Annotated in this window: 11 protein-coding genes; 4 read left to right on the top strand and 7 right to left on the bottom strand. The window is 63.8% G+C overall.

Translation table 11 applies throughout. The annotated features are described in order from the left end of the window. The first annotated feature begins 195 nt into the window (after positions 1–195). Positions 196–1,125 carry a DMT family transporter gene (locus P7F60_RS00390; protein WP_277915728.1) on the top strand — a complete coding sequence of 310 codons (930 nt, stop codon included), beginning with the start codon at positions 196–198 and terminating at the stop codon, positions 1,123–1,125. 17 nt (positions 1,126–1,142) lie between these two features. Here the strand turns inward: P7F60_RS00390 and P7F60_RS00385 are convergent, their stop codons facing one another. Next, positions 1,143–2,372: an MFS transporter gene (locus tag P7F60_RS00385; protein ID WP_277915727.1), complete on the bottom strand. Its 1,230-nt coding sequence runs from the start codon at positions 2,370–2,372 to the stop codon at positions 1,143–1,145. Between the two features lie 235 nt (positions 2,373–2,607). Between P7F60_RS00385 and P7F60_RS00380 the strand changes: the two genes are divergently transcribed. Continuing rightward, complete coding sequence (locus tag P7F60_RS00380) at positions 2,608–3,513, top strand: hypothetical protein (RefSeq protein WP_277915726.1); 906 nt, start codon at positions 2,608–2,610, stop codon at positions 3,511–3,513. Between the two features lie 78 nt (positions 3,514–3,591). Here P7F60_RS00380 and P7F60_RS00375 read toward each other — a convergent pair whose 3' ends face one another. From P7F60_RS00375 to P7F60_RS00365, 3 genes are all read right to left on the bottom strand, one after another. Continuing rightward, the gene (locus P7F60_RS00375) at positions 3,592–3,774 is read right to left on the bottom strand and encodes a hypothetical protein (protein ID WP_277916478.1); all 183 of its coding nucleotides are present in this window, start codon (positions 3,772–3,774) and stop codon (positions 3,592–3,594) included. Between the two features lie 147 nt (positions 3,775–3,921). Beyond that, positions 3,922–4,800: a uracil-DNA glycosylase gene (locus P7F60_RS00370; RefSeq protein WP_277915725.1), complete on the bottom strand. Its 879-nt coding sequence runs from the start codon at positions 4,798–4,800 to the stop codon at positions 3,922–3,924. 14 nt (positions 4,801–4,814) lie between these two features. Beyond that, positions 4,815–5,729: a LysR family transcriptional regulator gene (locus P7F60_RS00365; protein WP_277915724.1), complete on the bottom strand. Its 915-nt coding sequence runs from the start codon at positions 5,727–5,729 to the stop codon at positions 4,815–4,817. Positions 5,730–5,834: 105 nt separating this feature from the next. On the opposite strand from P7F60_RS00365, the gene P7F60_RS00360 reads away from it, so the two are divergent. Continuing rightward, complete coding sequence (locus P7F60_RS00360; RefSeq protein ID WP_277915723.1) at positions 5,835–6,644, top strand: extended-spectrum class D beta-lactamase OXA-18; 810 nt, start codon at positions 5,835–5,837, stop codon at positions 6,642–6,644. A gap of 4 nt (positions 6,645–6,648) precedes the next feature. On the opposite strand, the gene P7F60_RS00355 is transcribed toward P7F60_RS00360, so the two are convergent. The 3 genes from P7F60_RS00355 to P7F60_RS00345 all read right to left on the bottom strand — a co-directional run bounded on the left by P7F60_RS00355 (position 6,649) and on the right by P7F60_RS00345 (position 10,298). Further along, the gene (locus tag P7F60_RS00355) at positions 6,649–7,932 is read right to left on the bottom strand and encodes an Hsp70 family protein (RefSeq protein ID WP_277915722.1); all 1,284 of its coding nucleotides are present in this window, start codon (positions 7,930–7,932) and stop codon (positions 6,649–6,651) included. 156 nt (positions 7,933–8,088) lie between these two features. Continuing rightward, on the bottom strand, positions 8,089–8,877 hold the full coding sequence (locus tag P7F60_RS00350; protein ID WP_277915721.1) for an SDR family oxidoreductase: 789 nt from the start codon (positions 8,875–8,877) through the stop codon (positions 8,089–8,091). A gap of 23 nt (positions 8,878–8,900) precedes the next feature. Continuing rightward, positions 8,901–10,298 carry an FAD-binding oxidoreductase gene (locus tag P7F60_RS00345; RefSeq protein WP_277915720.1) on the bottom strand — a complete coding sequence of 466 codons (1,398 nt, stop codon included), beginning with the start codon at positions 10,296–10,298 and terminating at the stop codon, positions 8,901–8,903. 215 nt (positions 10,299–10,513) lie between these two features. Between P7F60_RS00345 and P7F60_RS00340 the strand changes: the two genes are divergently transcribed. Next, positions 10,514–12,178: an electron transfer flavoprotein-ubiquinone oxidoreductase gene (locus P7F60_RS00340; protein ID WP_277915719.1), complete on the top strand. Its 1,665-nt coding sequence runs from the start codon at positions 10,514–10,516 to the stop codon at positions 12,176–12,178.

Raw genomic sequence — 12,178 nt, 5'->3', positions numbered from 1 at the left:
TTGAAGCAAAGCGGTTAACGGTATCCTGGTCTTTCGAAGGTGAGACGAAAACCGGCCGGGCAGGAATTTTACGCCTGGCCGAGGAATTTGCTGTGCAGGCGGACTTGTTGGGGTAGATTGAGGCTCCGCCTTCCGATTTGCACGACGCTGCCTCCGCCCCATGCTCCCTTGTCCGTCCCCCGCCGCAAAATGTCGATGATCGAGCATCGCGCCAATCCGCTGCGCGGCATTCTGATGAAGGTCGCTTCGGTTGTCGTTTTCGTCGGCATGCAGACTTTCATCAAGCTGGCGGGACCGGGTATCAATCCGGGGCAGATCACCTTCTACCGCTCCTTCTTCGCCATCTTCCCAATCGTGCTCTATCTCGCCTGGCTCGGGCAGTTGCGTGGCGCATTCTACACCAGAAATCCCATCGGTCACCTGAGGCGCGGCTCGATCGGCATCCTGTCGATGGGCTGCGGCTTCTACGGCCTCGTGCATCTGCCGATGCCGGAGGCGATCTCGATCGGTTACGCGATGCCGCTGTTCGCCGTCGCCTTCGCGGCGCTGTTCCTCGGCGAGGCGGTGCGTTTCTATCGCTGGACGGCCGTGTTTGTCGGGCTTTTCGGGGTCATGGTCATCAGTTGGCCGAAGCTGACCCTGTTCGCCGAGGGCGATTTCGGTTCGGAGGCGGCGCTCGGCGCGCTTGCCGTGCTGGCCGCGGCGGCGATGGGGGCGATGGCCATGGTGCAGGTGCGCCTGCTGGTGCGCGAGGAAAAGACGGCGACCATCGTCCTGTATTTCTCGATCACGGCCTCGGTGTTTTCGCTGGCGACCATTCCCTTCGGCTGGAACTGGCTCGATCTGCACACCACGATCATGTTGATGCTCTGCGGCTTCTGCGGCGGCATCGCCCAGATCCTGCTGACCGAGAGCTATCGCTATGCCGACGTGTCGACCATCGCGCCGTTCGAATATACCTCGATCCTGCTCGGCATCGTCATTTCCTATCTGCTGTTCGACGATATCCCGACGGCGACGACGCTGGTCGGCACGCTGATCGTCGTCTCGGCCGGCATCTTCATCATCTATCGCGAACAGCGGCTCGGCATGCGCCGGCGCGGCGACAAGGCGCAGCCGGGCTGAAACGGGTTTGATCCATCCTATTCCTCGGCGGGTGCCAGCACGGTGGTGGCGGCTTCGGTGTGCTGCATCGGCAGCGGCCGAGACTGGAAATCGGTCTTGTCCTCGCTGTCGGTACGCCGGCTGATGCGCCAGGCGGCATAGCCGCCATAGATGGCGAAGGCGCCGGCGAGGAACAGCAGCAGGCCGCGCGGCCCGAAGGCCTCCATCATCGCGCCACCCATCAGCGGTCCTGCCACTGTCCCCAGTCCGTAGAGGATCATGATGCCGCTGGCGATGGTGACATATTCCTGTGGCTCGGCGCGGTCGTTGGCATGGGCGGAGTTCAGCGAATAGATCGGATAGATCACCGTTCCCACCAGGAAGGCGGCGACATACAGCCCGTAGACATGGGCGGGGTCGACCAGCGCCATGCCCAGGCAGGCGAGCACGCCGATCCCGCCGCAGATCGCCATGACGATACGCCGGTCGACGCGATCGGAAATGCGCCCGATCGGCATCTGCGACAGCGCGCCGCCGGCGAGCACCGCCGCCAGCAGCGTGGCGCCCTCGGCCGTCGTCATGCCAATGGTCTGGCTGTAGACGCCGCCAAGGCTGCCCCAGGCGCCGGACAGCGTGCCGGCCACGAAGGCGCCGACGAAGGCGATCGGCGACAGCCGGTAGAGCCGCGGCAGGTCGAAGCGGGCGGTGGCGATCGGCGCCGGCGATTTCGCGGTCGACAGCGCCGTCGGGAACATGGCCAGCGAAAAGATGATGCCGCAGACGATGAACAGCACGGTCGTCTTGGGATCGCCGAGCGGCACGAGATATTGCCCGCCGATCGAGCCAACCAGGCAGGCGATCATGTAGACCGAAAACAGCGCGCCGCGATTTTCATTGGTGACGCGCTCGTTCAGCCAGCTTTCGATGATCAGGTAAGCGCCGGCGATGGCAAAGCCGGCCAGGCCGCGAAACGCCACCCAGGCCCGCCATTCCACGACCAGCGCGCAAAGCAGGATGGCGACGGTGAGCAGCGTGATCAATGCCCCGAACACCCGCACATGCCCGACGCGCTTCACCAGCATCGGCGTAACGATGCAGGAGGCGGTGAATCCGACCGTGTAGCCGGTCGCGATAATCGAGATGGTGAAGGTCGACCATTGCTCGGCCAGCGCCCGCACCGGCAGCAGGTAGCTCATCAAGCCGAAGCCGACCATCATCAACAGCGTCGACACCATCAAGCTGGCGATCGAAAACAGGCTGCCCAGCATCACAATCCCCTCGACATGTCACGCCAGTCTGCGCAGCTTCGGCGCCCGGTGCCCTGTCGATTACGACAGATCGCGGCGAAATTCCGATGCGTTGCCGGATTCTCCGCGCCGAATCGGATGGTTTTCCCCGGAAATCTCGTGCTATATCATCGCCTTGCAATTGATGTTCTCCAGGTCGGCGAAATTTTCGCGCATTGCGTGCGCAACGCCGTGGTGTAGCGGAAAGTTCGAAACCATGGCATTCACGGCCGAGAGCCTGGCGGCCCACCCGGCGTTCATCGGCGTTCTGGGACATCTGGCGCGCGGGCTGCGTTCCGTTCACGACGAAACGCCGCGGCTGGCGCGCGCGCTCGCCTCCCATCAACGCTGGCTGCTCAGCCAGGCGGCTTTCGCTTTGCATTTCGAGCATGATCCCGACGATCCGGGCAGCGGCCTGACGACGGTGCGGTTGAAGGCGATGATCACCGGCATCGGCGGCGCCAGCCGCAACACGGTGCTGAACTATCTCGACGAGATGGTGTCTTATCGTTTCGCCCGCTATGTCGACGTGCCCGGGCGGCGCTATCGCCGGCTGGAAATCACTGAGACAACCTATGCCGGCATGATGCGCTGGTTCGTCGCCAATCTCATGGCGCTGGATGGGCTGGACGGCGGCTGCCGCGCCGCGACGATGACGGCGCATCCGCATCTGCTGCGGCTGGCGCAGCCGGTTGCGGCGCGCGCCTGCCTGGACGATCCGCTATGGTGCGATCCGCCGCCGCGCATCGCCGCCTTCCTGTGGACCGAATCCGGCGGGCTGGTCGTGGATGAACTGGTCGCCCGCACCGATCCGGAAAAGGAGCGGGACGGTCACATCGAGATCGGCCGCATCGATGCGCGCCGCATGGCCGAGCAGTTGATGATGTCGCGCACGCATCTGCAACGCCTGTTCAAACGCGCCGAGCTTTTGGGATGCCTTGGCTGGACCGGCCCGCCGCGTGCGTCGGCCATGTGGTTTGCGAGCGATTTCCTGCGCGAATATGCCGGCTGGCAGGCGGTGAAATTCGCCGCCGTCGACCAGGCTTTTGCCAAGGCCCTGGCGACCCTGCCGGCAGACTCGGCGCTTTCGCCGCAAAGCGATGACGTGCTGCGCACCGGTTGAGGATAAGGCCGCCAAACGCAAAATACCGCAGGACGGCGACGTCATGCGGTATGGAGGGCGAGGGTAGCGACCGCCGAATCAGCGTTCGCGAAAATCCGCGAAGATTTCGGATTGCCGCGTGATGTGGCGATAGCCGATCGCGGTCAACTGTTCGTTGGTCGGCGTGCCGAAGCGATGATAATCGCGGCTCGTGCGGCCTGCGCTTCCGGCGATGCGCAGAGTTTCAAAACCGGAATGGATAGGGCGAAAACGCGGGGTCATGGCCTTGGTTCCTGTACAAAGAATTTCCTCCCAAGACACAATGCCTATATTGCACTGCAACAAAGATTCGGCAATCGCCATGCCTGCGCTCCTGTTATGCGCAAGTTGCATGGCTTGTTTCATATTTCGTTAATATTTGCTGCTGTTTTAGGCAGACGACTGGCCGCGGCCGGCCTTGAAGGCCAGGAGATCGGTCCAGGCGAGGCGCTTGTTGATCGGTGCGGCCATCAGGTCGACGGGGTGCAGGGTGGCGAGCGCCGGCAGCACCCGGTCGCCTGCGGAAATTTCCCGCCATTCGCCGCGCAAGGCATGGATGGTCTCGCCGGTGCCGAAGAAGAAGCGGGCGGTGAAATTGCCGAGGATCAGCACGGATTTCGGCGCGGCGAGCGCGATCTGCCGCTCGATGAACGGCCGGCAGATATCCATTTCCGGCTGCGACGGCATGCGGTTGCCGGGCGGCCGCCAAGGCAGGATATTGGTCAGCAGCACCGTTTCGCGCGACAGGCCGATGGCGCCCAGCATGCGGTCGAGCATCTGCCCGGCGCGGCCGGAGAAGGGCAGGCCCTCGCGGTCGTCGTCCGCGTTCGGCATCGGACCGATGACCATCAACCCGCTCGTCGCTTCACCGCTGGCAAACACCGTGCTACGGGCGCTGTTCTTCAAGTTGCAGCCGGTAAAAGTGGTCAGCGCGCTGCGCAACTCCTCCAGCGTCCCGGCGCTTTCGGCGGCGAATCGCGCCTGAGCAACGGCCTGGTCGTCCGGAATGGCAGGCGGGGGGGCAGCGGCGGCGCGGGGCGCGGGCGGCTGGCGATTGCCGGCATTGCGGGCAGGGGTTGCGGCCTCGGACGCGGTGGTTTCCGCGCGCGGGGCGCTGCGGACGGCGGCCTGTCGGCTGGCGCGCATCGCCTCGAATTCCGCGAAACGGTCTACCGCCTCCGGTTCCAGCAGCGCATCGACGCCCGCATCCGCATAGAAATGCAGGAGGGCGGCGAGTTCACCGGCGGAGAGGGTGGCGGCTGAGGTCATCGGGCTTGTTTATCCTATCGGTCGGGCGGGGGAAAGTCGCCCACGCTGCTCCGCGCCCGGGTTTCCGCTGCCATTTCGCCGATCCACTGGCGAAAGGCCTGCATGGCCGCGCTTTCCGGCCGGGATTTCAGGCGGGTCAGCCAGTAAAATCCCTTGGAGACATAGATCGGGAAGGGCTGCTCGATATCCCCGGCCGCCAGTTGCCGCCTGAACATCATCGGCGGCGCCAGCGCCACGCCCGCACCCTGAGTTGCGGCCTCGACCATCAGGATCGACGAATCGAAGACGAGGCCGCGCACCGGCGGCGGCTCGATGCCGGCGGCCTCGAACCAGCCCGGCCATTCGTCGGCGCGGTAGGAGCGCAGCAGCGGTTGCCGGATGATATCCTCGGGCGTTTTCAGCCCGCGCGCGATGGCGGGAATGCACAGCGCCGAAAGCGGCGCCTCGAACAGTGCTTCCGCCTCGGTATCGTGCCAGGCGCCATTGCCGAAGCGGATGGCGTAGTCCAGCCCTTCGGCGGCGATGTCGACGCGGTTGTTGTTGGTCGAAAGCCGGAGGTCGATATAGGGAAAACGCGCCCGAAAATCCGCAAGCCGCGGCAGCAACCAGCCCACTGCGAAGGTGCCGACCGCGCCGAGCGTCAGCACGTCGCGGACATGCCCGCCCTCGAACCGGTCGAGCATGTCGGCCATGCGATCGAAGGCCTCTTGCAAAGTCGGCAGCAGCGCCCGGCCTTCCTCCGTGATCATCAGCCCGCGCGGCAGGCGGCGAAACAGGGCGGTGGCGAGCCGCTGCTCCAGCAATTTCACCTGATGGCTGACGGCCGCCTGCGTTACGCAAAGCTCGATGGCCGCGCGGGTAAAGCTCAGATGCCGGGCCGAGGCCTCGAAAGCGCGCAGCGCATTCAGCGGAAGATGTGGCCGAACCATGGCAAAGACCCAAATTTTTCTAATAGCTGATCACAGATATCATCGTTTGTCGGAGCCCGGCAAGCTGAGCTAGGACTTGGGACATCGATGCAACGGAGCCTGTCCATGAGCGGAAAAAGACATTTCATCTTTGCAGTATCATTTGTTATTTCAACGGTTTGCCTTACGTTCTCCCCGGCAAATGCCGCACAAAAACTGTCCTGCACGCTTGTTATCGACGAGGCGAGCGGCGACCTGCTGCACCGGGAAGGCAGTTGCGACAAGGCTTTTGCGCCGATGTCGACGTTCAAACTGCCTTTGGCCATCATGGGCTACGATGCCGATATCCTGCTCGACGCCACCACGCCGCGCTGGGATTACAAGCCGGAATTCAACGGCTACAAATCGCAGCAGAAGCCGACCGATCCGACCATCTGGCTGAAGGATTCCATCGTCTGGTATTCGCAGGAGCTGACGCGCCGCCTCGGCGAAAGCCGCTTTTCCGATTACGTGCAGCGCTTCGATTACGGCAACAAGGATGTTTCCGGCGATCCCGGCAAGCATAACGGCCTGACCCATGCCTGGCTCGCCTCGTCGCTGAAGATCTCGCCGGAGGAGCAGGTGCGTTTCCTGCGTCGTTTCCTGCGCGGCGAATTGCCGGTCTCCGAGGACGCGTTGGAGATGACGAAAGCCGTCGTGCCGCATTTCGAGGCCGGCGATTGGGACGTGCAGGGCAAGACCGGCACCGGTTCGCTTTCCGATGCCAAGGGCGGCAAGGCGCCGATCGGCTGGTTCATCGGCTGGGCGACACGCGACGACCGCCGCGTCGTCTTCGCCCGCCTAACGGTCGGGGCGAGGAAGGGCGAGCAGCCGGCCGGGCCCGCCGCTCGCGACGAGTTCCTCAACACCCTGCCGGCCCTGTCGGAAAACTTCTGACCAGTCAGGCCGTCCACTGTGTGATGTCGTCGCGCTCGCCGATGAGCGCGAGACCATGGGCGATGGACAGCAATTCGCCGCCGCTTTCGATGCGGTCGGCATCGAAGCGCTGGGTGAACAGGCGGCGCACCGCCGGCACGAAGGAGGTGCCGCCGGTCAGGAACACCTTGTCGATATCCCCCGCCTTGCTGTCGGTTTTTGCGAGGATCTCATCAAGCGCGCCCTCGATGCGCGCGAGGTCGGGGGCGATCCAACCCTCGAAATCGGCGCGCTTGACCACAGTATGGCCGTCACGGCCGAGCGGCGCGAAGTCGAATGCCGCTTCCTCCGCCTGCGACAGCGCCATCTTGGTGGCCGAGACCGCTTGATAAAGCGGATAACCCTCGTCATGCTCGATCAGCTCGATGAAGGTTTCCAGCTTTTCCGGCTCCAGGCTGGAGCGCACCAGCTTTTTCAGGTCGGCGAATTCCTTCGAGGTCTTGAACACCGAAAGCTGGTTCCAGCGACTGAAATTGGCGTAATAGCCGCTCGGCACTTCCAGCACCTTGTCGAAACTTTTGAAATGGCTGCCTTTGCCGATGCGCGGCGCCACGATGTTATCGACGATGCGCGCATCGAACTGGTCGCCGGCAATGCCGACGCCGGAATGGCCGACCGGCGTCGCCGTCAGCCGTCCGCCATGGGTTTCGAAACGGATCAGCGAATAGTCGGTGGTGCCGCCGCCGAAGTCGGCAACCAGTACATTGGCATCGGCCTTGAGGTTCTGCGCGAAATAGAAGGCGGCGGCCACCGGCTCGTAGACATAGTGGATTTCCGGGAAGCCGAGTCGGGTCAGCGCGTCGTTATAGCGGGAAATCGCCAGTTCTTCGTCGGGATTGGCGCCGGCGAAGCTGACCGGGCGGCCGACGACGAGGCGGGAGAAATCGGCGTGCCATTCCGTTCCCGCATAGGTCTTCAGCCGCCGCAGGAAGACTTCCATCAGGTCGTCGAAATTATAGCGCTTGGCAAAGATCAGCGTGCCCTGGAACAGGGCGCTGGCGGCAAAGGTCTTGATCGATTGCAGGAAACGACAGTCGCCGGGATTGTCGATGAATTGCTGGATCGCCGCCTTGCCGGCCTCCGCCTTGATGGTGCTGGCCTTGTCCTTCATGAAGGACAGCGCCGTGCGCATCGTATCGGTGACGCCGGCGCTGCTGGTGAAATGCATCGAATGTGTGGACGTCCCGCCATCGGCCAGCGCCAGAACCGTATTCGTCGTGCCGAAGTCGAGACCGAGTGCGCCAGCCATATCCGCGCCCTTTCCATATTTTCCAAGTCGTTTCGTCTGAAATGCCCGAAGGCAAAAGGCCGGCGAAAACGCCGGCCGCAATGAGGAGCGGCGCTCTTGGCATGAACAGGCCGCCAAGGCAAGCGCCCTTGGACGAAGACTCGAAAAACGGCAGGCTCAGACCGAGTGAGCCGCGCCCCCGTCGCAACGGATGACGCTGCCGGTGATGTAGCTTGCCGGCTGACTGCACAGGAAAACAGCGGTGGCGGCGAATTCCTCGACGCGGCCATAGCGGCCGGCGGGAATGCGCGCTTCCGACTCGGCGCGGATGTCATCGATGCTGCGCCCGCTGCGCTTGGCGGCGGCGCCGTCGAGTTCGTCGAGACGGTCGGTGTGGATGCTGCCCGGCAGCAGCAGGTTGGTGGTGATGCCGTAGGGCGCCACTTCGCTCGCCAGCGTCTTCGACCAGCCGGCCAGCGCCGGCCGCAGCGTGTTGGAGAGCGCAAGACCCGGGATCGGCTCGATCACCCCCGAGGAGGCGACGGTCAGGATGCGGCCCCAGCGGCGCTCTTTCATGCCCGGCAGCAGCCGGTTGGCGAGCGTGATCTGCTGCAGCACCATGGAATGGAAATAGGTGATCAGCTTTTCCTCGCTCATATCCTCCGTCGAGCCGGGCGTCGGCCCGCCGCTGTTGTTGACGAGAATATCGACGCCGCCGAGCTTGTCCTGAGCCGCTTGCGTGATGTTTTCGACGAAATCGGCATCGGTGAGATCGCCCCAGATCCAGTCGGCCCGGCCGTTGCCGGCGGCATTGATCTCGGCGCAATTGTCGGCCAGCCGTTCGCCGTTGCGGCCGCACAGCAGTACGTTGACGCCCTCGCGCGCCAGCGCAACGGCAATGCCGCGGCCAAGACCGCGCGATGAGGCCAGCACGACGGCGCGTTTTCCCTGAACTCCCAGATCCATCTCTTTAACTCCTCATGAAATTGTCAGAACGGCACCTTGCCGGGATTGAACAGCCCGTTCGGGTCGAGCGCCGCCTTGATCTGGCGGGCGAGCAGGCGTTTGACCGGATTGCCGAAGGTCTCGTAGGCGTGGCGCTTTTCCTGGCCGACACCGTGCTCGGCCGAAAAACTGCCCGCCGCCTCGCGCACGCCGCTATAGACGGCCGCCTCGATCTCCAACGCCCGTTCCGCCGAAATGTTCGCCGTATTGGTGATCGACAGATGCAGGTTGCCGTCGGCGATATGGCCGTAGACATAGGCGCTATGTGCCGGATCGACGGCCGCCAGCCGCGCCCGCATCTCCGCGACATAGGTATCGAGATAGCTCGGCGGCAGCGAGACGTCATAGGACAGCGCCGCCGGATGCAGGCGGTAGATGAATTCGGATTCTTCGCGCAGTTGCCAGAACTTTCGCGCCTGGTCGAGCGACTGGGCGACGATGCCACCGGTCAGCCCCAGTGGCTCCCACAGCGTTTCCAGCCCGGCCTCGAACAGTTCCATCGTCCGCTCGATGCTTTCGCCGGAGAGCTCCAGCAGCAGCACCGCCGGCGTTTCCTCTTCCAGCCAGCCCGCGTCGAAGCCGAAGATACCGGCGGCATCGCGGAAGAACTGGCGCCACATCAGTTCCGCACCCTCGACCAGCACCTCCGGTCGCGCCTGGAAATGACCGACGATATCGAGCGCCGTTTGCGCGTTCGGCACGCCGATCAGCGCTGTCGCGCGCTCGGTGCGCCGGCTTTCCAGCTTGACGACGACGCGGGTGACGATCCCCAGCGCGCCTTCCGCGCCGATGAACAGGTGCTTCAGGTCCGGTCCGGCGCTGACCTTGACCACGCGGGTGAGGTCGCTGAAGATCTCGCCGTTCGGCAACACGGCCTCGATGCCGAGCACCTGATGGCGCATGACGCCGTTGCGGAAGGCGAGGATGCCGCCGGCATTGGTGGAGACCATGCCGCCGATCGTGGCCGTGCCGCGCGAGGGCAGGTCGATGCCGGTCGTCAGCCCATGTTCGGCGGCGGCCTCCTGCAGCGCCTGCAGCGTCACGCCGGCCTGGACGACGGCGGTGCGCTCGGCCGCATGGATGGCCTCGATGGTCGCCAGCTTCGCCGTCGAGATGATCAATTCCCCTGGCCGGCTGATGCCGCCGCCGACAAGGCCGGTGCGCCCGCCCTGCGGCACGATGGCGATGCCTTCCGACGCGCACCAGCGCACCAGGTCGGACACGGCTTCGACGGTATAGGGCAGGGCCATGACGCCGCCCTGAAAATTCAGCGGATGCTCCCCTGGCGCGCGCGTCGAGAGGTCGTCGGGGCCGATCAGGCTCATCTCCAGATCGAGCGCCTTCAGCCTGTCGAAAAGTGCTGCGGCTGCGTCTTCGGCCATGCTGCGTCTCCCATTCCCGCCGATTGCCCGTCGGCTATGGCGTAGCGCCCCTGGCGCAATAAATGCAAGCACTGGCGGGAAAAACCGAAAAATAATTATGCAAGCGTACAATGGGGCGAAACACGTCGCATCCAAGCTCGACAAACCCCCTTGCTTTTGACAAGAGATAAACAAACAGGCGTATCGGCTGTGCCGTGAATTTGGAGACTGAGAGCATGAGTGAACCCCTCGACCTCCCCGAACGCGAGAGCATGGAGTTCGATGTCGTGATCGTCGGTGCTGGTCCTGCGGGGCTTTCGGCGGCGATTCGGCTGAAGCAGGTCAATCCGGACCTGTCCGTCGTCGTGCTGGAAAAGGGCTCGGAAGTCGGCGCCCATATCCTGTCGGGCGCCGTGGTCGATCCCATCGGCATCGATGCCCTGTTGCCCGGCTGGCGCGGGGATGACAGCCATCCCTTCAAGACCGAGGTCACGGACGACCATTTCCTCTTCCTCGGCCCGGCCGGCTCGATCCGTCTGCCGAACTTCGCCATGCCGCCGCTGATGAACAACCACGGCAATTATATCGTCTCGCTCGGCAATGTCTGTCGCTGGCTGGCGACCAAGGCGGAAGAGCTTGGCGTCGAAATCTATCCGGGCTTTGCCGCCGCCGAAGTGCTCTATAACGACAAGGGCGCGGTTATCGGCGTCGCGACCGGCGACATGGGCATCGAGCGCAACGGCGAGCCCGGCCCGAATTTTACCCGCGGCATGGAACTGCTCGGCAAGTATACGCTGATTTCGGAGGGCGTGCGCGGCTCGCTGGCCAAGCAGCTGATTTCCAAGTTCAAGCTGGATGAGGGCCGCGAGCCCCAGAAATTCGGCATCGGCATCAAGGAGCTTTGGCAGGTCAAGCCGGAGAAGCACCGCCAAGGCCTCGTCCAGCATTCCTTCGGCTGGCCGCTCGACATGAAGACCGGTGGCGGGTCTTTCCTCTATCACCTGGAAGACAACCTCGTCGCCGTCGGCTTCGTGCTGCACCTGAACTATAAGAACCCCTATCTCTTTCCGTTCGAGGAATTCCAGCGTTTCAAGACGCATCCGGCGATCCGCGATACCTTCGAGGGCGGCAAGCGCCTGTCCTATGGCGCCCGCGCCATCACCGAGGGCGGTTACCAGTCGGTGCCGAAACTCTCCTTCCCAGGTGGGGCCTTGATCGGCTGCTCGGCCGGTTTCGTCAACGTGCCGCGCATCAAGGGCAGCCACAATGCGGTGCTGTCCGGCATTCTCGCCGCCGACAAGCTGGCGGATGCGATTGCCGCTGGCCGTGCCCATGACGAGCCGGTGGAGATCGAGAATGAATGGCGCAAGACCGCGATCGGCAAGGATCTGAAGAAGGTGCGCAACGTCAAGCCGTTGTGGTCGAAGTTTGGCACGGCGATCGGCATCGGCCTCGGCGCGCTCGACATGTGGACGAACACGTTGTTCGGCGGCTCGCTGTTCGGAACGCTCAAGCACGGCAAGACAGACGCCCAAAGCCTCGAACCGGCGGCCAAGCACAAGAAGATCGACTATCCGAAGCCCGACGGCGTCCTGACCTTCGACCGCCTGTCCTCGGTGTTCCTCTCGAACACCAATCACGAGGAAGACCAGCCGATCCATTTGCAGCTCAAGAATCCGGCTTTGCAAAAGACTTCGGAACTGGACGTCTATGCCGGCCCGTCGACGCGCTACTGTCCGGCCGGCGTTTACGAGTGGGTGGAGAAGGACGGTCAGGAGGTCTACGTCATCAACGCGCAGAACTGCGTCCACTGCAAGACCTGCGACATCAAGGATCCAAACCAGAACATCAACTGGGTGCCGCCGCAAGGCGGCGAGGGGCCGGTCTATCCGAACATGTAA

Origin of the sequence: Rhizobium sp. YJ-22, from assembly GCF_029601685.1 — a bacterium.
Classification (GTDB): domain Bacteria; phylum Pseudomonadota; class Alphaproteobacteria; order Rhizobiales; family Rhizobiaceae; genus Metarhizobium.
This window is presented reverse-complemented; position numbering and strand designations above follow the sequence as displayed.